Origin of the sequence: Mycobacterium sp. SMC-18, assembly GCF_045310895.1 — a bacterium.
In the GTDB taxonomy this organism is placed as follows: Bacteria; Actinomycetota; Actinomycetes; order Mycobacteriales; family Mycobacteriaceae; genus Mycobacterium.
The window spans coordinates 145033-166457 of record NZ_JBJIAL010000002.1; the positions used below are offsets into that span (position 1 = coordinate 145033).

The following is a 21425-nucleotide window of genomic DNA, read 5'->3' on the forward strand; positions in this document are numbered from 1 at the left end:
TGCAGGTCGGGACGATTCCGGTCAATTCGCGTCGGGTGCGTTCCCGGACCCGATTTATGGTTCGGAAGTGGGGAGTTTCGGGGCGCCACAGTCGGACGCATCAGACGCAGAGTTGCTCGCGGCGCACATCGCCGGTGAGCGGTACGCGTTCGAGGAGCTGTTCTACCGACACCGGCACCAGCTGTACCGGCTCGCCCGCCTGACGAGCCACGACCCGCAGGACGCACTGGACGCCCTGCAGGACGCGCTGTTCAAGGCCCACCGGCACGCGCCGCGGTTCCGGCACGACAGTTCGGTGCGCAGCTGGCTGTGCCGCATCGTGGTGAACTCGTGCCTGGACCGGCTGCGGCACAACAAGTTTCACCGCGCCGAAGAGCTCAGCGACGCCACCTGCCGAACCGCGGACCCCGCACACCGGATCGAGACCACCATCGTCATCGAACGGGCGCTGCTGCGGCTGCCGGTCGAACAGCGGGCGGCCGTGGTCGCCGTCGACATGCAGGGCTACTCGGTCGCCGAGACCGCGGCGATGCTGGGTATCGCGGAGGGCACCGTGAAGAGCCGCTGCTCGCGGGCGCGCGCGAAACTCGCGCAGTCGCTCGCCCACCTCGCCGACTGACGGGTGCCGGTCACGTGACGTTTTCGCCCCGATCACCGGCGACGGTGTACCGCGGGTCGCTGCGGCGACCGGATTAGGCTTCGGCAGGTGGACGACGAACAGGCCGATCAGTCCGTCTCCCTCGAGCTCCTGGCCGACCTGCAGGCCGGACTGCTCGACGACGCCACCGCGGCCCGACTGCGCCGCCGCATCCGCGACGATCCGGCCCTCGCCCGTCGGTACGCCGCACTCGAACAGGTCCGGCGCGACGTCCACGACCTGGCGGACGACCCCACCGCCACTGACCTGCCCGCAGACGCGACCGCCCGCATCGGCTCGGCCCTGCGCAACCCCGGCTCGAACCCGCGCCACACCGTCGTCCCTGGTCGGCCCGCCGGCCACGGCGCGCGTACGGCACGTCCCGCCGTCGTCGCCGCGGCCGTCGCTGGGCTGCTCGCCGTGTGCATCGGTGCCGTCGTGGTGTTAAGCAGACCCGACGAGCCTGTCCGCGTCTCCGCCGGCCCCAAGGCGGCGTCACTGACGGTGCAGCGCCAGGCCGGGATGCCGTGGCCGGACCGGCAGATCCTGGACCTGCGGAGCCGGCCACCCGAGTTGGGCGCGCTCGCCGCACCGGATCGCCTGCGGTCCTGCCTGACGGGGCTCGGCTACTCGCCCACCACCGCGGTCCTCGGCGCGGCCACCCTGACGATGCACGACCGTGCCCAAGTGCTCCTGCTGCTCCCGAAAGCCGACGACGGCGCTCTGATGGCCCTGGTGGTGTCTCCGGGCTGCAATTCGAGCGACGCCGGCCTGGCCGCCGACGCCGTCATTCCCGACGCTCCGGGCCCGCCGGCGCAATCGCGCCGCTGACCGCCCCGGAGCCCGCCAAACGGCCGGGAACACCGGCACTTACCCTGGTGTTATAGGCGTACCGACTCTGGCAGCAGGCCGACCAGGTATGAGCCTGACCAGAGCCAGATGAAAGGCGGCCATGACCACCCAAGACACCGTGCACGACGTGATCATCATCGGCTCCGGGCCGGCCGGCTACACCGCTGCGGTGTACACGGCCCGCGCCCAGCTCAAGCCGCTGGTTTTCGAAGGTGTCCAGTTCGGTGGTGCGTTGATGACCACCACTGAGGTGGAGAACTACCCGGGCTTCAAGGAGGGCATCACCGGCCCCGAGCTCATGGAGGAGATGCGCGAGCAGGCGCTGCGGTTCGGCGCCGACCTGCGCATGGAGGACGTCGAGGCGGTGTCCCTCGACGGACCCGTCAAGACCGTCACGGTCGACGGCGAGACCCATCAGGCCCGCGCCGTCATCCTCGCGATGGGCGCCGCCGCCCGCCACCTCGGCGTGCCGGGCGAGCAGGAGCTGATCGGCCAGGGTGTCAGCACGTGCGCCACCTGTGACGGTTTCTTCTTCCGCGATCAGGACATCGCCGTCATCGGCGGCGGCGACTCCGCCATGGAGGAGGCGACGTTCCTGACGCGCTTCGCCCGCTCGGTGACGCTGATTCACCGCCGCGACGAGTTCCGCGCCTCGCGGATCATGCTGGAGCGCGCGCAGGCCAACGAGAAGATCACCTTCGTCACCAACACCGAAGTTGTTGCGGTGGAAGGTGATTCGAAGGTCAGCGGGCTGCTGCTGCGCAACACCGTCACCGGCGAGGAGAGCAAGCTCCCGGTCACCGGCGTGTTCGTCGCTATCGGCCACGACCCGCGGTCGGAGCTGGTGCGCGGCCTCGTCGACCTCGACGACGAGGGCTACGTTCAGGTCAAGGGCCGCACCACCAGCACGTCGCTGGACGGCGTGTTCGCCGCGGGCGATCTGGTCGACCACACCTACCGGCAGGCCATCACCGCGGCCGGCAGCGGCTGCGCGGCGGCCATCGACGCCGAGCGCTGGCTCGCCGAGCACCACGGCTGATCGTCCTTCCCCCACAGAGTTCACCCGAGAGGAGCAGTACATGAGCGAGGGCAGCGCAACGCTGACCGTCACCGACGGTTCGTTCGACAGCGACGTCATCAAGAGCGGCACCCCGGTGCTGGTCGACTTCTGGGCGACCTGGTGCGGACCGTGCAAGATGATCGCCCCGGTGCTCGAGGAACTGGCCGGCGAGAAGGCCGGGGAGCTGACGATCGCCAAGCTCGACGTCGACGCCAACCCCGAGACCGCCCGTAGCTTCAACGTCGTCTCGATCCCGACCCTGATCCTGTTCAAGGACGGCGAGCCGGTGAAGCGCATCGTCGGCGCCAAGGGCAAGGCCGCCCTGCTGCGCGAAATCGCCGACGAACTCTGATCCCATCAGCGGCTGCGCACCCGCCGGTTTCGGCGGGGCGCACCGCTGCTGCCTGTGAAGTTGCGGAATCCTGAGGAGCGTCTGCGACAATGGGTCCAGGCGTCCCGCCAGTGCGCAGCTGTCCGCCCGCCTGGCGTCCGTGATTGAAAGGCCAGGAATGTCGATACTGCGTCGCGGTGACCGGGGAGGTTCGGTCACCGAGATTCGGGCCGCACTGGCCGCCCTGGGGCTGCTGGACAGTCCCGACGCGGATCTCACCACCGGCAAGCACGTCGCGCTCGACCTCTTCGACGAGGAACTCGACCAGGCCGTGCGTGCCTTCCAGCAGCAGCGTGGCCTGCTCGTCGACGGCATGGTCGGCGAAGCGACGTACCGCGCGCTGAAAGAGGCCTCGTACCGCCTGGGGGCGCGCACGCTCTCGCACCAGTTCGGTGCCCCGATGTACGGCGACGACGTCGCCACCCTGCAGGCCCGGCTGCAGGATCTCGGCTTCTACACCGGTCTCGTCGATGGTCATTTCGGCTTGCAGACCCACAACGGCCTGATGTCGTACCAGCGCGAGTACGGCATGTTCCCCGACGGCATCTGCGGTCCGGAGACGTTGCGCTCGCTGTACTTCCTGGGTTCGCGGGTCACCGGCGGTTCGCCGCACGCCATCCGCGAAGAGGAACTCGTCCGGCGCAGTGGCCCCCGTCTGACCGGAAAGCGGATCATCATCGATCCGGGCCGCGGCGGCGACGACCGCGGGCTCATCATGACCAGCCCGTCCGGCCCGGTCAGTGAAGCCGACGTCCTGTGGGACCTCGCCAGCCGGCTGGAAGGCCGCATGACGGCCATCGGCATGGACACGTTCCTGTCGCGCCCTGTCAGCGGCAGCCCGGCCGACGCCGAGCGGGCCGCAACGGCCAACGCGGTCGGTGCCGATCTGATGATCAGCCTGCGGTGCGCCAGCCTGCCCAGCCCGGCAGCCAACGGCGTCGCCTCGTTCTACTTCGGCAACTCGCACGGTTCGGTGTCCACCATCGGCCGCAACCTCGCCGACTTCATACAGCGGGAAGTCGTGGCGCGCAGCGGTTTACGTGACTGCCGCACCCACGGCCGCACCTGGGACCTGCTGCGGCTCACCCGGATGCCCACGGTGCAGGTCGACATCGGCTACGTGAGCAACCCGCACGACCGGGAGCTGCTCACCTCCCCCGGCCACCGCGACTCCATCGCCGAAGGCATCCTGGCCGCCGTGAAGCGGCTGTACCTGCTGGGTAAGAACGACCGTCCCACAGGCACTTTCACGTTCGCCGAGCTGCTGGCTCACGAGATGTCGGTCGAGCAGGCCGGCCAGGCCGGCGCCTAGCCCTGCTGCCCTCAGGGTTTTCGTCATGCACGCCACCGCATTTCGGTGCGCGGGCTGGTTGAATCGGTCGGTATGAGTGGCCACGCCACGGTTCTCGTGACCGGCATGTCCGGAGTCGGCAAGTCGACGACGCTGGCCGGCCTCGCCGAACGGGGTTACGCCACAGTCGATACCGACGACGGGGAGTGGATCGACGTCGTCGACGGCGAGCCGCTCTGGCGCGAACCTCTCATCGACGAGCTGCTGCAGCAACCGCGCGACGGGCCCTTGTTCGTGCAGGGCACCGTGGCCAACCAGTGGCGCTTCTACGGCCGGTTCGATGCGGTCGTACTCCTCACCGCCCCAACCGATGTCGTGTTGGATCGGCTGCGACGCCGGACCAACAATCCGTACGGCAAGAGTGCCGACGAGCGCGCCCGGATCCTGGCCGACATCGCAGAGATCGAACCGCTGCTGCGGCAGTCGGCCACCCACGAGATCGACACGACCCGCCCGCTGCCGGAGGTGGTCGACGCTCTGGTCGCCATCGCCGCGAAGGCGGTCTAGCGGGCTCCGGTCACTCGTGCCGGCCCGAACCCCGTCTCCCCCAGCGTCGTCCCGCAGGGGCCGCCACTGAGGCCTCATGGCCCGCCTGGCGGACCGGGAAGCGCCGGACGCCCAGACGTCCCCGGATCGCCGGCCGCGCCCCCGATTTCGACCGCGAGGCGGTTGCGACATGAGCGTCACGTGACGCTTGTTCCGGTTGGTCCTGGGTCATCGTGATTCAGGCCCCATCGGCGGGTGTTCCGGCTTGGAGTCCCCATGTCGCTGACCGGATTGGGTTCTCCCGATCACAACCACCGTCGGGCCAACAGCGCCACCGGTGACGCGCACCCGACACCGATGAGCGCGAGCACCGTCAGCGATGCTGCCGCATCTGAGGCCACGAGCTGCGACCCCGCCCAGGCGCCGGAGAAGATCCCGACTTGAAACGCCAGCACGTACAGATAGGACGCGAAGGCAGCGTTGGGGCAACGCTTGATGAGGATCGTCTGCATGGTCGGCGCCCAACACGCAAAGGCCGCTCCCCACAACAGAACTGCCGCGACGAACAACCCGCGCGAGCCAACCAGGCTCAGCGTCGCGAACGCAATCAGCAGACCCGTCAGGGCCGCGACCACGACGGCGTAACGGTGACGATCGAGCACCCGTCCGGCGACGACGACCGCCGCCAGCGCGGCGCCGCCATAGCCCAGGAGCAGAACCGGGAGCCCGGCGGCCGGGATCCCGATGTCGCCGGCCAACACCGTGATGAACGAATACGGGGCATAGGCGGCGGTCACCACCAGTAGCGTCAGTACGCAGACCGCCGCGACGGTGTGCGGCTCACCGGCTCGGCCTGCGGTCGGCGCCGTCACGGTACGACCGATATGGCGGGGAATCAGCACGGCAATGGCCGCCGCCAAGATCAGGGCAAGCACCGCCAGCACCAGCGACGCGGCTCTCCACCCGATGAGTAGGGAAAGCTGCGTCGTCAGTGGGGATCCCCCGGCCAACCCCAGTGCCGCCCCGACGAACACCAGCGCGGTCGCCTGCCCCGCACGGCCGGCGGGTGCGAGAGCACTGGCCAGCACCGGAGCCAGGGACCACACCGAACCATGCAAGATCGCGCCGACGACCCGGGCGAAGACTGCCCACCCGGGCGTCGGTGCGACGGCCAGCAGCAGTTGCGACAACGACAGTGAAGCCAAGGCGGCAGTCAGCATGACGCGATGCTCGACGCGACGAGTCGCCAGAGCCACCGGGATGATTGCCACACCAGCAGCCACCGCGTACACGCCCACCAACAGCCCCGCAGCGGGCACTGTCGTGTGCAGTCCGTCGGCCATCTGCGGGACGACGCCGACCGGAAACATCTCCGCGGCGAGATAAACGAAGGCGGCGGCAGACAGCACGGCCACCCGCCAGTGCCACCTGTCGGTCACAGCTGGTGCGCCAGCAGAAACTTCCGGATATCGGAGATCCATGTCCGCCCCTCGTCCGGTGTGAAGATGTGACCGGCGTCTGGATATTCCATCAGGACTGCGCCAGGTATGCCCGCTGCCAGAGCGCGCGTCGAGGACGGCTGCACGATGCGGTCCACACCCGCCGCCACGACCAACGTCGGGATCGCGACTTCCGCGAGGCGGTCGCGGAGGTCGATTTCGGCGGCCAGGGCAGCCTGCTGCGGACTGCCGGGCGGGATGCTCGCGCGGACGTCCGCCACAATCTCGTCGAGATTGCCGGCCTCGTCGAACGCCGACGGCGACGACACTGCTGTCAGGAACCGCGCCAGGACGTCACGGTCGTGCGCGGCCAGATAGCGCCAGACATCGACAACCAACCGCAACTGCGGATCGGCGTGCGCGAAGCCCACCGTCAGGACCAAGGCGCTGACGGCCTCGGGATGACGGAGTGCCGCGGTGATGGCAACCGCCGATCCCAGCGATAGGCCGACGATGGGGAATCGCTCGAAGCCGGCCGCTCGCCCGGCGTCGACGATCGCGTCAGCCAGATCGTCGACGCGGTAGGAACTCGCGGTCAACGGACTGGCTCCCGAGCCCGGATAGTCCACGCCGATCAGCGTTCGCTCGCCGGCCATCTCGTCCATGAGTTGGCCGAAATTCAGTGCGACACCGCCACCTGCTCCGTGCGCGAGAAGCAGGGCGGGACCGGAGCCGACGCGGGTGACCGTCGACGTGGAAAGTAGGGAATCGTTGGGCATGCGGCGAAGTTAAACCCTGACATCAGCGTCATGGTCAACCCGAGAGGAGTTCGCGTGCGCATCGGTGAAGTAGCGGCGGCAACCGGCAGTTCGGTCAGGTCGCTGCGCTACTACGAGGCGCAGGGTCTGATCGCACCGCGACGCCGGTCCAACGGCTACCGCGACTACCCCGCCGACACCGTGGAAGATGTGCGCCGCATCCGGATGCTGATCGACACCGGTTTCGGCGTACGCACCATTCGACAACTACTGCCCTGCATCGACGGCAGCGCGGTCGACATGTGCCCAGCCATCGCCGCCGCCATCAGACAGACACTGGCCGAGATGGACGCCCGCATCGACGACCTGAATCTCCGCCGCGCACGCATCGTCCAACTGCTGGACGGTCAGTAGCCGACTCGCTGGGGTGTGAAGGCGTCGGGTGCTGCATTCGGCTTCCCCTCCTCCCCTGCCCGCACTGGCGCGCCGTTCCGATCCCAGGCCGGGCAGCGCCCGCCAACGGTGCTCTTGGCAACACCGCTTCGCCGCGCACGCAACGGCGCCCCCCAATCCCGCACCGCGCAATTGCGGCGCCGAGGTCGCTCGCGCCGAGGACGTGCGGACTGCCTACGCGTACCCGACCAGACGTGGGTCTCGTGTCGCGGATCAATCGCAGCCGGGTATCGGTTGGGGAACGGCCTAGTGGTTCGGTCAGTCGGGCCGGCGCTCGGGAGCTTCACCGGCGGCGCCGGAATGGACAGCCGATGTGCGACCGACGTACCCACCCACCGACCATCGCGACAGCCACGTGGACCGCTGGCCGTGTCTTGCCCACGCCGCCGATTCCGATCAGAGACAAGCCGGCGCGGCGTCAGGGCGCCGCGCACTTCCGGCGTCCCGACTCGGTCGAGCGATGACGTTCGGCCGGCGGGACACAGGAGCCGCGCAGTGCTGCTCGGTTGGTCTGGCCGATACCGGTTCCGCGTCGGGCAGCCGTAACGCGCCGGTGTGGATTCCGGGCGATACCTACATGGCCGCCCCGCCGCACCGGCGCGATTCCAGCGCGCCACCGCGACCCACGTGTGACCGCAAGGACTCCGGTGTGGATGCCAGAGGGCGCGGCCGACGGCTGCCTGTCTGGCGGCCGGTACCGGTGTCGGAGCCCCGCGGACTCTGGTCGGTGTGGCCGATGTTTCACGTGGAACGGCCGCGCTATCTTCGCCGTGGAGTGAACCGTTCGACAGCGTCTGCAATCGCCGCCGCCATCGCCGGGCTGCCCGTGTGGCCCGAGTCCTCGATGATCCGGAGCTCGGCATCAGGCCATACCTGAGCCAGTTCCCAGGCCGTCCGGACGGGCGCTGACAGGTCGAGACGACCGTGGATCAGCACGCCGGGGATGCCGGCCAATCGGTGCGCATCCCGCAGCAGTTCACCCTGCTCCAACCATGCCGCGTGGGCGAAGTAGTGCGTGCAGATCCGAACGAAGGCCAGTCGGCCGGCATCGATCTTCGCCGAGTACTGACCCGGCTTCCCCAACGCCTCATGGGCTATCGCGGCGTCTTCCCACGCACACCAATCCTGCGCCGCCCGCTCACGCACAGCGGCGTCCGGGTGCTCCATCAACCGGCGGTAAGCCTCGACCAGATTGCCGTCCCGGTCACCCTCGGGCACACCGTCACGGAACCGCTGCCACTCGGCAGGACGGAAGCGCCGCAGTCCGCGGTACAGCCAGTCGACCTCCTGCGGCCGCGTCATCGTCACGCCGATCAGCACGATGCCGAGCACGCGATCCGGGTGCCGTTGCGCATAGGCGAGGATCAACGTGGACGCCCACGAGCCGCCGTACAGCAGCCAGCGATCGATGCCGAGATGACGGCGCAGCGCCTCCATATCGGCGAGCAGATGCGCGGTGGTATTGCACGACATGTCGGTCGACGGGTCCGCCGCGCTCGGCACGCTGTCACCGCATCCACGTTGATCGAACGCCACGATGCGGAAGCGCTCCGGGTCGAACTGTTTGTGTGCGTTGCGGGACCGGCCGGCGCCCGGGCCGCCGTGGACGATCAGAACCGGCTCCCCGACGGGATTGCCGCGGGTCTCCCAGTACATCCGGTTGCCGTCGCCAACGTCGAGCAGTCCGCAGTCGTCGGGCTTCGACGAGGCGTCAGGCACGCGTGTTCACCGTGGAACCCGCTCCCCTATCGACCGGTGTGCGGCGTCCACAGCGCGGGGCTGGTGACCGCCCCGACGGGCTGTTGCAAGGCGCTGCTCTCCAGCAGTCGCTCCAGCGCCGCCTCGACGTCCGCCTTCCAGCCGAGCCCCTGTTCGAGTTCCAGCCGCAGTCGCGGGAAGTAGGGGTGCGGCGCCACGATCTCGAAGCCGTTGTCCTGAAGGAAGTCCGCTTCGATCACGCACTGATCGACGGCGCACTCGCCGAACGCTTCGATCGTCGCCGCCAGCTCCTCCGGACAGGCCTGTGTCCCACCGAGGCGGGCCACCTCGGTGGTCCGGCCGAACGCCTCCAACGCGCGTACACCACGACGAACCAGATCGGCGACGACGGCGGCGATCAGGTGGCGCGACAGTCCGTCACCGTCGTCGGGGCAGTCGACACCGATCGTCGTCAGCAGGACGGCGTCGGGACTGACCGGCCCGGTGGGAAAGCGCCCGGCCCGCGGCACGGCGCGCGGCGGCGCATAGAACGCATAGCCCAGACAGGGCGCGTCATCGTTGGGGTCCTCGGCACGGTCCGGGTCGCACGCGACCGCCAGCTGTCCGCACGATCCCCACTCGAGCATGACCATCGACAGCCATGCTTCCTTCTCGAACTCCGGGTCGCTGAGGTGGTCGCTGTCCCCGAGTGCCGACGGATCGACTTCCCAGAAGACACAACGCCGCGCATGCTTCGGCAGCCGCTCGAACGATTCGAGGCGCAGCGGCGTGATTCGTGAACTCACCAGACTCCCGTCGTCCACCCGATCGGATCAGGCTGCTCTACCAGGATAAGAGACGCCGGCACCGTCGACTCGATTTGTTCAGTCGGGATCGACGTCGACCGGACGCTGAACTGTTCCACGTGAAACATCGCGCATCCCCTCCCCGTCCGACACTCCCCCGAACATCACCGTCACAGTGACGTAACGGGGCCTTGTCCCTGGTCGGGTTGTCGCAGACCCAAAATTGGGTCGGTTAGCCCTGTTCCGTCTTCATCAGTTCGACGATGCGCTGGAGGTCGTCAACCGAGCCGAACTCGACGACGATTTTGCCCTTGCGCTTGCCCAGGCTCACCGTGACCTTGGTGTCGAACGCGGTCGACAGCTGCTCGGCCACGTCCTGCAGACCGGGCATCTGGATCGGCTTGCGCTTGGGCGCCGGCGCCGGCTTGTCACCGTCGCGGTTGGCCAGCGTGACCGCTTCCTCGGTGGCACGCACGGACAGCCCCTCGGCCACGATGCGGGCCGCGAGCTCCTCCTGCTTCTCCGGCCCCCCTTCGAGCGCGAGCAGCGCCCGGGCGTGGCCGGCCGACAACACGCCCGCGGCAACGCGACGCTGCACCGCGATGGGCAGCTTCAGCAGCCGGATCATGTTCGTGATCACCGGACGCGACCGGCCGATGCGGGTCGCCAGTTCCTCGTGGGTGACGTCGAACTCCTCCAGCAGCTGCTGGTAGGCCGACGCCTCTTCGAGCGGGTTCAGCTGGACCCGGTGGATGTTCTCGAGCAACGCATCGCGCAGCATGTTGTCGTCCGCTGTCTCGCGGACGATCGCCGGGATCGCCGTCAGGCCGGCTTCCTGCGAGGCGCGCCACCGGCGCTCACCCATGATCAGCTGGTAGCGATGCGGTCCGGACGGCTGGCTCAGCTCGCGCACCACGATGGGCTGCATGAGCCCGAACTCACGGATGGAGTGCACCAGTTCCGCGAGCGCATCCGCATCGAAGACGCTGCGCGGCTGGCGCGGGTTCGGCTGGATGGCCGACGGCTCGATCTCGCGGTACACCGCGCCGATCGCCTCGGCTTCGGCCCTGGCCGCCGCGGCCGAATCTGCGGCTACCGCGCCATTGACCGGACCGGCCGGACCGCCACCGATCAACACGTCTGCAGCCGCAGACCCCATTCGCAGCGAGGTGTCCTGCTGCCCGTCCTCGGGTGCACCGGTCGGGATGAGTGCCGCCAGCCCCCGTCCGAGTCCGCTGCGCTTCTTCGGCTGCGACATCGTTACTTCCTCACTCCCGACTCGCCACGCTGGGCGAGTTCACGGCTGGCGTCCAGATAGCTCATTGCTCCACGTGATCCCGGGTCGTAATCCAGGATCGTCATGCCGTATCCCGGTGCCTCGGAAACCTTGACGCTGCGTGGGATGACGGTCCGCAAAACCTTATCGCCAAAGTGGTCTCGGACGTCCATCGCGACCTGGTCGGCGAGTTTGGTGCGGCCGTCGTACATCGTCAGGACGACTGTCGTGACATCCAACTGGGGGTTGAGGTGCGCCTTGACCATCTCGATATTGCGCAGCAGCTGACCCACGCCCTCCAGGGCGTAGTACTCGCACTGGATCGGGATCAGCACCTCGGGCGCCGCCACGAGTGCGTTGATGGTCAGCAGACCCAACGAGGGCGGGCAGTCGATGAAGACGTAGTCGAAGTTGTGGTCTTTGAGCGTCGCGAGGGCGTTCCGCAGCCGGGTTTCACGTGCCACCATGCTGACCAATTCGATCTCGGCGCCGGCCAGGTCGATGGTCGCCGGGACGCAGTACAGGCGCTCGTTGTGCGGGCTCCGCTGCAGTGCGCTCTCCAGGGTGATCTCCCCGATCAGCACCTCGTACGACGACGCGGTGCCCGGCCGGTGTTCGATGCCCAGCGCGGTGCTGGCGTTGCCCTGGGGGTCCAGATCGATGACCAGAACATTGAGTCCCTGCAGGGCCAGGGCCGCGGCCATGTTGACCGCGGTGGTGGTCTTACCGACCCCGCCCTTCTGGTTGGCGATGGTGAACACCCGCTGATGCGTCGGCCGCGGCAGCTGCTGTCCCTTGGCGCCGTGCAGGATCTGGACCGCGCGTTCGGCTTCCGCCCCGATCGGCGTATCCATCGTCACGCTTGGCCACGTTTCACGTGAAACATCAGACTCCCCGTCGCTACGCTCGCCCCTGGCATCGCTCACTGCCTTTCCTGATGTGGCGGCCGGGTCGGCCGCTGTCAAAACCTCGGCGGACTTGTCGCTCCCCCGGGCCGGCGATGTCATCGCCGGTTCTTGGCCGGTCGGCCGGTTGCCGCGCGCTTGGCTCCGCGCTTCGCCACGACCACGGTTGCGGGCGGAGTCAAATAGTTCACGCCACATTTCACCACCCTTACGTCCACAGCACCGAGTGAGTTGAGTGCCCGACGATGTTCGACGATCTCATCGGCCGCTCGCTCCCCCTTGAGAGCCAGCATCCGTCCGTCGACTTTGAGAAGCGGCAGGCTCCACTTCGCCAGTTTGTCGAGGGCGGCCACCGCTCGCGAGGTGACGACGTCGAGCTCTCCTGCCTCCGCCCGGACCGCGCGCTCCTCGGCGCGGCCCCGAATCACGGTGACGTCGATGCCGAGCTCGGTGACAACCTCCCGGAGGAAGTCTGCGCGGCGCAGCAGCGGCTCGATCAGGACCACGTGAACATCGGGCCGCGCCAACGCCAATGGGATGCCCGGGAGCCCGGCTCCACTGCCGATATCGCCGATTCGTTCGCCGCTGGAGACCAACTCACCTATAGCGGCGCAATTCATCACGTGACGGTCCCACAACCGGCCCACTTCCGACGGGCCGATCAGTCCGCGCTCGATTCCGTCGCCGGCGAGGATCTCGGCGTAACGGTGCGCAAGCTCGGCCCGGTCACCGAAAACGTCGACGGCGGCGGCCGGTGGGGATGGGGCTTCACCATGTTTCACGTGAAACGGCCTCCACTTTCCCCGCCAGCTCGCCGCCGACGAACAACATCGATGTAATTAAGGTGCTCAATCGAGCAGAACAACCACCCGGCGCGACGGCTCAACGCCCTCGCTCTCGCTGTGGACGCCGTCCACGGCCGCCACGGCGTCGTGCACGATCTTGCGCTCGAACGGCGTCATCGGCGACAGCTCTTCGCGCTCACCCGACGCCAGCACCCGCTCGGCCACCTTCTTGCCCAGCGCGGCCAGTTCATCACGACGCTGGCGACGCCACCGGGCGATGTCCAGCATCAACCGGCTGCGTTCGCCGGTCTTCTGGTGCACTGCCAGCCGGGTCAGCTCCTGAAGCGCGTCCAGCACCTCGCCCTTGCGTCCCACGAGCTTGCTCAGATCGTTGCCGCCGTCGATGCTGACGACCGCACGGTCGCCTTCGACGTCCAGATCGATGTCACCATCGAAGTCCAGCAGATCGAGGAGTTCCTCGAGGTAGTCACCGGCGATCTCGCCTTCGGCGACCAGTCGTTCCTCGAGATCGTCGTTCTTGCTTGCAGGAGCGGCCTCGGCCGTCGCCGGGGCCTCCGCCTGCGTTTCTGTGTCTGTCATATCCCTGCCTTCTCCCTCTTGCACCGGCCGTGGCTCAGGGTCTTTACCCTCTGACCGGTCAACGCTTCTTCTTGTTGGGCTTGGCGCCCGGCGCCGGCTTGGACCCGGCCGCACCGGATTCCGTGCCGTCGAGCTCTGTTCCGGTCTGTTCGACGTCGGTACCCGAGCTCGCCGGGGCAGCCGGCGGATTGCCCTTCTTGGACCGGTTCGGCTTCACACCGGGTGCCGGGGCATTGGCAGAACGGCGTGCGATCGCCTGTTCCTTCTCCTCCGCCTCACGCTTCTCGATCCGGTTGAACACCACGTGCTGCTGGCCGTAGGTCCAGATGTTGTTGGCCACCCAGTACATGAGAATGGCGATCGGCAGGAACGGGCCGGACACCACGACACCCAACGGGAACACGTACAGCGCCAGCTTGTTCATCAGCTGGGTCTGCGGGTTCTGCTGGGCTTCCAGGCTCTGCCGGGCCACCGACGCGCGGCTGTTCATGTGGGTCGCGATACCCGAGACGATCATCAGCGGAATGCCGACAAGGATCACCGACATGCGATCGAAGTGCGCGAACGCCTTGAGGCTCTCACCGGTCTGAATCATGGTGGCGCCCAACGGCGCACCGAACAGGTCGGTGTTCAGGAAGTGGCTGACGTCGGTGGCGCTGAAGAAGTAGTTGCCGATCGACCGGTTCTGCTCGATGGACAGCGCCTGGGCACCGATGCCCATCCCGGCGCCCTCCGTGCGGTTGAACGAGCGCAGCACGTGGAACAGGCCCAGGAACACCGGAATCTGCGCCAGCATCGGCAGACAGCCCAGGAGCGGGTTGAAACCGTGTTCGCTCTGCAGCTTCTGCATCTCGAGTGCGAGCCGCTGACGGTCCTTGCCGTACTTCTTCTGCAGTTCCTTGATCTGGGGCTGCAGTTCCTGCATCTGCCGGGTGGTCTCGATCTGGCGGACGAACGGCCGGTACAGGATGGCACGCAGGGTGAACACCAGGAACATCACCGACAGGCCCCAGGCGAAGAAGTTCTCCGCACCCAGGATCGCGCCGAAAAGCTTGTACCAGAGCCACATGATCCCGGATACCGGGTAATAGATGTAGTCCAGACTGAACCAGTTAAAAGACAAGCGAATCGCTCCTTGACTGCGCGGCGGTTGCCGCGGACCGTCTTTCGGGAATGGGGTCCCATCCCCCGTCATGCCACGGGCCACACTTGGCCAGCCGGACTGTCGTCAGCCAACAACCACGGAACAATCCGTGTTCGGTGAGTGCCTCGACGGCGTACTGGCTACAGGTGGGGCTGAACCGGCAGCTGGGCAGACGCATCGGCGACACCATGTTGCGGTACAGCTCGATGAGAAAGATCAGCCCGCGGGCCAGCCGCTGACTCATGGCCGGGATCCGGACTTCGCGTGAGCGCGCTGCACTGCGACTCGCAGTTCGTCCTGCAGCGTGGCGGTGGCAGCTTCGCGACTGCCGGGCAGGGCCCGGATCACCAGCAGCTCACCGGACTGCAGCTCGCCCAGCAGGTCCCTGCTGGCATGACGGAGCTGACGGGACACCCGGTGTCGCTGGACGGCGTTGCCGACCGATTTACCTACGACGAGACCGACTTTCGGCGCCTGCTCGGTGTTTGACCCGGCATCGCCAAAATCTCGTGGTGCCAATGAGTGCACCACGAGATCCCGTTGCGCCGAGCGCACACCGCGGCTCACGGTGACTCGAAAGTCTGTCGAGCGCGTCATCCGGTTACGAGCCGGAAGCACGGTGCTTCGATCCTGCGTCAGGTCACGCAGTGAGAGAGCGACGGCCCTTGCCGCGACGTGCCGACACGATGGCGCGGCCGGCACGGGTCCGCATACGCAGACGGAAGCCGTGCACACGAGCCCGACGGCGGTTGTTCGGCTGGAAAGTCCGCTTGCCCTTGGCCACGGCTGTATCTCCTCAACTATGTGACGCCCGCACTCGCCCACCGACATGAACGAGTCATGCCGGTGGGCACGGTCGTCGCTGGTAAGCGCACGCATCTTGCTTGCTAGCCGGCGCGGTACCGATCGAAGTTCGTGGCAGAACTTCCCCGGTCGCAGCCGTATCACCACGTGTGGGCGACTGTTCGAGGGTACTGATCTGAATTCTCCGGGTCAAACCTCGCTGTCCCACGTCAGCAACCGTTACCGCTTCGTAGCGAGAAGCGAGGCGGATCGCACATGAGTTCGTCACAGTTGTCCCACTCGCAACGTGGCAAGCCGACACGCCCAAGAACCTCGAACCAATGTTGCCGAACGGTTGGCGGACGAACCGAAAACTTGTTAGCTTCTGCCAATGCCGTTGCACGACGGCGCCAGACAACAAGCCAGAGAGGTCCCGACGCTACGAGCCCACAGACGTTCCTGTGACGAGCCTCAGCGCGCGGGCTTCCTGCATGCAAAACACGAGCACGACGGCACTCTCCTACTTTGTCCACAGTCTGTGGATAACTATGTGGACAGATTGTCGTCGTTTTATTGAGCCGCCGGTCAGGCGGTTGCGAGGGGGTAGTAGTCGTTGACCGCTAACCCCAGTGCATCGTTCACCGACATCTGGAAAAGCGTGGTCGCCGAACTCAACGGTGACCTCGGCGGCACCACGACGCTGACCGCCCAACAACGGGCCTGGTTGCGCATGGTTCAGCCGCTGGTGCTGACCGAGGGTTTCGCGTTGCTGTCGGTGCCCACGCAGTTCGTGCAGAACGAGATCGAACGGCACCTGCGCGAACCGATCATCGCCGCGCTGAGCCGGCACCTCGGACAACGCGTCGATCTCGGTGTCCGCATCGCGGTCCCGGAGACCGACGACCGGCCGGTGGCCACGGAAACCCCCGAAGCCGACACGCCCGAACCCGAACCAGCCGCCGTCGCCGACGACTTGGACGACGACGCCGACGAGCTGTCCGGCGCCGAGGAGACCTGGCCCCGGTACTTCAACCGGCCGCCCGCGGACGAATCGGCCGATCTGAGCCTCAACCGGCGCTACACCTTCGACACCTTTGTCATCGGCGCCTCCAACCGGTTCGCGCACGCCGCGACACTGGCGATCGCCGAGGCGCCGGCCCGCGCCTACAACCCGCTGTTCATCTGGGGTGAATCAGGTCTGGGCAAGACGCACCTGCTGCACGCGGCGGGTAATTACGCGCAGAAGCTGTTCCCCGGCATGCGGGTCAAGTACGTCTCGACCGAGCAGTTCACGAACGACTTCATCAACTCGCTGCGGGACGACCGGACCGCGTCGTTCAAACGCAGCTTCCGCGACATCGACGTCCTGCTGGTCGACGACATCCAGTTCATCGAAGGCAAGGAAAGCACTCAGGAAGAGTTCTTCCACACCTTCAACACGCTGCACAACGCGAACAAGCAGATCGTCATCTCGTCGGACCGGCCGCCGAAACAGCTTGCGACGCTGGAAGACCGGCTGCGGACCCGGTTCGAATGGGGTCTGATCACCGACGTTCAGCCGCCCGAGCTGGAGACCCGCATCGCGATCCTGCGCAAGAAGGCGCAGATGGATCGCCTGGATGTGCCGGACGACGTGCTCGAGCTCATCGCCAGCCGCATCGATCGCAACATCCGCGAGCTCGAGGGTGCGTTGATCCGCGTGACGGCGTTCGCGTCGCTGAACAAGACGATGATCGACAAGTCGCTGGCCGAGATCGTGCTGCGAGATCTCATCGCTGACGCCGGCACCACTCAGATCAGCATCGCCACGATCATGGCGGCCACGGCCGAGTACTTCGAGACCACCGTGGAGGAGCTCCGCGGCCCCGGTAAGACCCGCGCCGTCGCCCTGTCGCGGCAGATCGCCATGTATCTGTGTCGGGAGCTCACGGACCTGTCGTTGCCGCGGATCGGGCAGGCCTTCGGCCGCGACCACACCACGGTGATGTACGCCGAACGCAAGATCAAGAAGGAAATGGCCTCGCGGCGTGAGGTTTTCGATCACGTCAAGGAACTCACCACCCGGATCCGGCAGCGGTCCAAGCACTGAATCTGTCTTCTTCGGCACCGGCCCCGCAGGCGTGATCGCCTGGGGGCCGGTGTTGTTTTAGCGGGCCGTGAGTGGGGTACCCGAGCCCCACATCCCCGGATCCAGCGTGATTGGTGCCCCTACGACCCGAATCTCAAAAAGATTTTTTTGGCATCACGAGCACCTCCAGCCACACGACGGGGGTGTGCACAGCGCTGTGTACTACATGGGATAAACCCTGGGATTCTGCTCAGAACAATCCACATGGCCGGATCGCTCCACAAATACAAGGATTGGATTAACGCCGCGTGCACAGTCTGCGCACAGGGCGGGATCCCGCCGCTGAGGCCCGGACCAGCAACTCCGTGGATCCATCCACAGCGTGCACAACCCCTATTACTAATACCTTTAGATCCCTATGGATCTTCTTCTAAAAGCAGTCCATTGGGGAAACTCCCCGTGGACAACCGGATCCCGACGGGATTCCGGGGGTCGTCACAGGCTGTGCGGGCTGATCGTTTAGCTTTCAACTTCACGCGGAACGCTCTACGGTGTTCTTCGATAGCCGGAACCAACGCCGATGCGTGTTGTTCACGCCTCACGGCGGGATCCGGCAGGTAAGCGTGGTGGGGTAACAGCGAAGGGACGCTATGGACGTGGCGACGACAGCCGGTCTGACCGATTTGAAGTTCCGTCTCGTTCGGGAAGACTTCGCCGACGCCGTGGCCTGGGTGGCCCGGATCCTGCCGTCCCGGCCGTTGAACCCGGTCCTGGCCGGTGTGCTGCTGACCGGCTCCGACGACGGTCTGACCATCTCCGGATACGACTACGAAGTGTCGGCCGAGGTACGCGTGGCGGCTGAAATCGCGTCTCCTGGCAGTGTTTTGGTTTCAGGCAAGCTGCTCTCGGACATCACCCGCGCACTGCCGGCCAAGCCGGTGGAACTCAGCGTCGAAGGCACCCGCGTGGCGCTGAGCTGCGGTAGCGCCCGCTTCTCCCTGCCGACCATGGCGGTCGAGGACTACCCGGCGCTGCCGGCGCTGCCGGATGAGACCGGCATCGTGCCCGCCAACGTCTTCGCCGAGGCCATCGGTCAGGTGGCGGTCGCCGCCGGCCGCGACGACACCCTGCCGATGTTGACCGGTGTGCGCGTCGAGATCTCGGGCGAGAAGGTCGTGCTGGCTGCCACCGACCGGTTCCGGCTCGCGGTGCGCGAACTGACCTGGAACTCGGCGGTGCCGGATCTCGAAGCGGCCGTGCTGGTTCCGGCGAAGACGCTGGCCGAGTCCGCCAAGTCGGGAGCCGACGGCACCGAGGTGCACCTGTCGCTCGGTGCCGGTCAGGCTGTCGGCAAGGACGGCATGCTGGGTATCCGCAGCAATGGCAAGCGCACCACCACGCGCCTGCTCGACGCCGAGTTCCCGAAATTCCGCCAGCTGCTGCCGGCGGAGCACACCGCGGTGGCCACCATCGGTGTCGCCGAGCTCGCCGAGGCCATCAAGCGTGTCGCGCTGGTCGCCGATCGTGGCGCCCAGGTCCGCATGGAGTTCGCCGACGACATCCTGCGCCTGTCGGCCGGTGCCGACGACGTCGGTCGCGCCGAGGAAGACCTGCCGGTCGAGTTCTACGGTGAGCCGTTGACCATCGCGTTCAACCCGACCTACCTCACCGACGGCCTGGGTTCTTTGCATGCCGATCGTGTGACGTTCGGGTTCACGACGCCCAGCAAGCCTGCAGTGTTGCGTCCCGCCGGGGAGAATCAGTACTCGGGATCCGGTCCGTTCCCCGCCGGGGACACCGACTATGTGTACCTGCTGATGCCGGTGCGCCTGCCGGGCTGACCGGAACACGACAGCGGAGGAAGCACTGATGCAACTGGGGTTGATCGGCCTCGGAAAAATGGGCTTCAACATGCGCGAGCGTCTGCGCGGTGGCGGCCACGAAGTCATCGGATACGACCCGCGGCCGGAAGTCAGCGACGTACCGTCGCTCGCTGCGCTCGCCGAGCAGCTCGAGGCCCCGCGCGTGGTGTGGGTCATGGTGCCCTCCGGTGAGATCACCCGGGAGACCATCGAGGATCTCGCGAACGTGCTCAACTCCGGCGACCTGGTGATCGACGGCGGCAACTCCCGCTACACCGAAGACGCCGTGCATGCAAAGCTGTTGGCGGACAAGGGAATCGGATTCATCGACGCCGGGGTTTCCGGTGGCGTCTGGGGCCTGACCGAAGGTTATGGCCTGATGGTCGGCGGCAGTGACGAGGACGTCGCTCGCGTCATGCCGATCTTCGAGACGCTGCGGCCCGAGGGAGATCTCGCCGACGGCTTCGTCCACGCCGGTCCGGTCGGTGCCGGCCACTTCGCCAAGATGGTGCACAACGGCGTGGAGTACGCGCTGATGACCGCCTACGGCGAGGGTTACGAGATGCTTGCCGCGTCGGACCTGATCAAGGACCCGCAGGCGGTCTACCAGGCCTGGACCAACGGCACCGTCGTGCGGTCGTGGCTGCAGCAGCTGCTGGCCAAGGCGCTGAAGGAAGATCCCCAGCTGGCCGACATCAGCGGCTACACCGAGGATTCCGGTGAAGGCCGGTGGACGGTCGAGGAGGCCATCCGGCTGCGGGTGCCGGTACCGAGCATCGCAGCCTCGCTGTTCGCCCGGTTCCTGTCCCGGCAGGACGACTCCCCGACCATGAAAGCCGTTGCGGCACTTCGTAACCAGTTCGGTGGCCACGCCGTCCAGAGGGTCAGTAAGTCCGGCTAGGTGTTTGTTCGACAGCTCAGTCTGACCGACTTCCGGTCGTGGCCGCGGCTCGACCTGGAATTGGCACCGGGTCGGACCGTGTTCGTCGGCCAGAACGGCTTCGGCAAGACCAATATCGTTGAGGCCCTGTGGTATACGGCCACGCTCGGGTCTCACCGCGTCGCCTCGGACGCCCCGCTCATCCGGTCCGGATGTGAGCGTGCCGTCGTCTCCACCATCGTCGTCAACGACGGCCGCGAGCTGGCGGTGGATCTCGACATCACGGCGGGCCGGGCCAACAAGGCCCGGCTGAACCGCTCCCCCGTCCGGTCCGCGCGTGAAATTCTCGGCGCCCTGCGGGCGGTGTTGTTCGCGCCGGAGGACTTGTCGTTGGTCCGCGGCGATCCCGGGGAGCGCCGGCGTTACCTCGATGAACTCGCGAGCACCCGCCGTCCCCGGCTGGGTGGGCTGCGGGCGGATTACGAGAAAGTGGTGCGGCAGCGCACCGCGCTCTTGAAATCCGCTGGCGCCAGCCGTTTTCGTGGTGCGGATTCCGGCGCGCTCGAGACCCTCGACGTGTGGGACGGTCATCTGGCCAGCCACGGTGCCGAGCTGATCGCCGCGCGGGTGAACCTGATCAACGAATTGCACCCGGAGATCACCAAGGCCTATCACCTGCTGGCACCCGCGTCGCGGCCCGCATCGGTCCGCTACCGCAGTTCGGTCGAGGCCGTCGAAGAACAGGCCGGCACCGGATCTGTCGACGTCGCGGCCTACCAGAGCGCCCTGCTCGACGAACTCGCCCGCCGCCGGTCCGCCGAACTCGAGCGCGGGGTGTGCCTGGTCGGGCCGCACCGCGACGACCTCGAGCTGCGCCTCGGCGACCAGCTGGCGAAAGGTTTTGCCAGCCACGGCGAATCGTGGTCGATGGCGCTGGCGCTGCGTCTGGGTGCCTACGAACTACTGCGGACCGACGGCACCGACCCGGTGCTGCTCCTCGATGACGTGTTCGCCGAACTCGATTCGGCACGCCGGCGAGCGCTCGCCGACGTGGCACAATCGGCGGAGCAGGTTTTGGTCACCGCGGCGGTGCCGGATGACATTCCCCAGGACTGGGACGGCACCCGGGTCAATGTGGTGATGCGTGACGACGACGGCGGACGGATTTCGGTGGTGGACTCGTGAGTGAAG

General features: G+C 67.0%; 23 protein-coding genes. 11 read left to right on the forward strand and 12 right to left on the reverse strand.

The genetic code is table 11. From position 1 onward, the window contains the following. The first annotated feature begins 67 nt into the window (after positions 1-67). The 6 genes from sigM to ACJH6J_RS02300 all read left to right on the forward strand — a co-directional run bounded on the left by sigM (position 68) and on the right by ACJH6J_RS02300 (position 4798). Positions 68-619 carry an RNA polymerase sigma factor SigM gene (sigM, locus tag ACJH6J_RS02275; protein WP_212807796.1) on the forward strand — a complete coding sequence of 184 codons (552 nt, stop codon included), beginning with the start codon at positions 68-70 and terminating at the stop codon, positions 617-619. Between the two features lie 87 nt (positions 620-706). Further along, positions 707-1468: a hypothetical protein gene (locus ACJH6J_RS02280; RefSeq protein WP_406803465.1), complete on the forward strand. Its 762-nt coding sequence runs from the start codon at positions 707-709 to the stop codon at positions 1466-1468. 121 nt (positions 1469-1589) lie between these two features. Further along, entirely contained in the window at positions 1590-2528 is a 939-nt protein-coding gene (gene trxB / locus ACJH6J_RS02285) for a thioredoxin-disulfide reductase (RefSeq protein ID WP_212807798.1), read from the forward strand. Between the two features lie 40 nt (positions 2529-2568). After that, positions 2569-2901, forward strand: a complete 333-nt coding sequence (gene trxA / locus ACJH6J_RS02290) for a thioredoxin (RefSeq protein ID WP_020099879.1) — start codon at positions 2569-2571, stop codon at positions 2899-2901. Positions 2902-3058: 157 nt separating this feature from the next. Then, on the forward strand, positions 3059-4252 hold the full coding sequence (locus ACJH6J_RS02295) for an N-acetylmuramoyl-L-alanine amidase (RefSeq protein WP_212807799.1): 1194 nt from the start codon (positions 3059-3061) through the stop codon (positions 4250-4252). 72 nt (positions 4253-4324) lie between these two features. Beyond that, a complete protein-coding gene (locus ACJH6J_RS02300; protein WP_406774430.1) occupies positions 4325-4798 on the forward strand; it encodes an AAA family ATPase in 474 nt (157 codons plus the stop codon). Positions 4799-5082: 284 nt separating this feature from the next. Here ACJH6J_RS02300 and ACJH6J_RS02305 read toward each other — a convergent pair whose 3' ends face one another. Further along, positions 5083-6192, reverse strand: a complete 1110-nt coding sequence (locus ACJH6J_RS02305) for an MFS transporter (protein WP_406774429.1) — start codon at positions 6190-6192, stop codon at positions 5083-5085. 20 nt (positions 6193-6212) lie between these two features. Further along, positions 6213-6995, reverse strand: coding sequence for an alpha/beta fold hydrolase (locus tag ACJH6J_RS02310; RefSeq protein WP_406774428.1), 783 nt, complete (start codon positions 6993-6995; stop codon positions 6213-6215). Positions 6996-7049: 54 nt separating this feature from the next. Here ACJH6J_RS02310 and ACJH6J_RS02315 point away from each other — a divergent pair, with 54 nt between their 5' ends. Next, positions 7050-7388, forward strand: a complete 339-nt coding sequence (locus ACJH6J_RS02315; RefSeq protein ID WP_406774427.1) for a MerR family transcriptional regulator — start codon at positions 7050-7052, stop codon at positions 7386-7388. Between the two features lie 798 nt (positions 7389-8186). Here the strand turns inward: ACJH6J_RS02315 and pip are convergent. The 10 genes from pip to rpmH form a co-directional block, all read right to left on the reverse strand. After that, positions 8187-9146 (reverse strand): prolyl aminopeptidase, encoded by a 960-nt coding sequence (gene pip / locus ACJH6J_RS02320; RefSeq protein ID WP_406803466.1) that lies wholly within the window; start codon positions 9144-9146, stop codon positions 8187-8189. A gap of 26 nt (positions 9147-9172) precedes the next feature. Continuing rightward, entirely contained in the window at positions 9173-9931 is a 759-nt protein-coding gene (locus tag ACJH6J_RS02325; protein ID WP_406774425.1) for an acetyltransferase, read from the reverse strand. A 232-nt stretch (positions 9932-10163) separates the two neighbouring features. Beyond that, entirely contained in the window at positions 10164-11189 is a 1026-nt protein-coding gene (locus ACJH6J_RS02330) for a ParB/RepB/Spo0J family partition protein (RefSeq protein ID WP_212807806.1), read from the reverse strand. A 2-nt stretch (positions 11190-11191) separates the two neighbouring features. Then, positions 11192-12061: a ParA family protein gene (locus ACJH6J_RS02335; protein WP_020099888.1), complete on the reverse strand. Its 870-nt coding sequence runs from the start codon at positions 12059-12061 to the stop codon at positions 11192-11194. Between the two features lie 149 nt (positions 12062-12210). Then, positions 12211-12894: a 16S rRNA (guanine(527)-N(7))-methyltransferase RsmG gene (rsmG, locus tag ACJH6J_RS02340; protein ID WP_406802333.1), complete on the reverse strand. Its 684-nt coding sequence runs from the start codon at positions 12892-12894 to the stop codon at positions 12211-12213. 66 nt (positions 12895-12960) lie between these two features. Then, complete coding sequence (locus tag ACJH6J_RS02345; RefSeq protein ID WP_406802332.1) at positions 12961-13497, reverse strand: protein jag; 537 nt, start codon at positions 13495-13497, stop codon at positions 12961-12963. Between the two features lie 58 nt (positions 13498-13555). Then, positions 13556-14566: a membrane protein insertase YidC gene (gene yidC, locus ACJH6J_RS02350; protein WP_244872898.1), complete on the reverse strand. Its 1011-nt coding sequence runs from the start codon at positions 14564-14566 to the stop codon at positions 13556-13558. A 43-nt stretch (positions 14567-14609) separates the two neighbouring features. Then, positions 14610-14885 (reverse strand): membrane protein insertion efficiency factor YidD, encoded by a 276-nt coding sequence (gene yidD / locus ACJH6J_RS02355; RefSeq protein ID WP_406802331.1) that lies wholly within the window; start codon positions 14883-14885, stop codon positions 14610-14612. After that, complete coding sequence (gene rnpA / locus ACJH6J_RS02360; protein ID WP_406803467.1) at positions 14882-15259, reverse strand: ribonuclease P protein component; 378 nt, start codon at positions 15257-15259, stop codon at positions 14882-14884. The genes yidD and rnpA overlap by 4 nt, the downstream gene beginning before the upstream one ends. Before the next feature lie 22 nt (positions 15260-15281). After that, a complete protein-coding gene (gene rpmH, locus ACJH6J_RS02365; protein ID WP_073695092.1) occupies positions 15282-15425 on the reverse strand; it encodes a 50S ribosomal protein L34 in 144 nt (47 codons plus the stop codon). A 612-nt stretch (positions 15426-16037) separates the two neighbouring features. On the opposite strand from rpmH, the gene dnaA reads away from it, so the two are divergent. The 4 genes from dnaA to recF all read left to right on the forward strand — a co-directional run bounded on the left by dnaA (position 16038) and on the right by recF (position 21419). Next, a complete protein-coding gene (dnaA, locus tag ACJH6J_RS02370; protein ID WP_406803468.1) occupies positions 16038-17513 on the forward strand; it encodes a chromosomal replication initiator protein DnaA in 1476 nt (491 codons plus the stop codon). A gap of 629 nt (positions 17514-18142) precedes the next feature. Then, entirely contained in the window at positions 18143-19333 is a 1191-nt protein-coding gene (dnaN, locus tag ACJH6J_RS02375; RefSeq protein ID WP_061006386.1) for a DNA polymerase III subunit beta, read from the forward strand. Positions 19334-19361: 28 nt separating this feature from the next. Continuing rightward, positions 19362-20255, forward strand: coding sequence for a phosphogluconate dehydrogenase (NAD(+)-dependent, decarboxylating) (gene gnd, locus ACJH6J_RS02380; protein ID WP_212807811.1), 894 nt, complete (start codon positions 19362-19364; stop codon positions 20253-20255). Next, positions 20256-21419, forward strand: a complete 1164-nt coding sequence (recF, locus tag ACJH6J_RS02385; RefSeq protein ID WP_406803469.1) for a DNA replication/repair protein RecF — start codon at positions 20256-20258, stop codon at positions 21417-21419. It begins immediately after the preceding gene. Positions 21420-21425 lie beyond the last annotated feature (6 nt).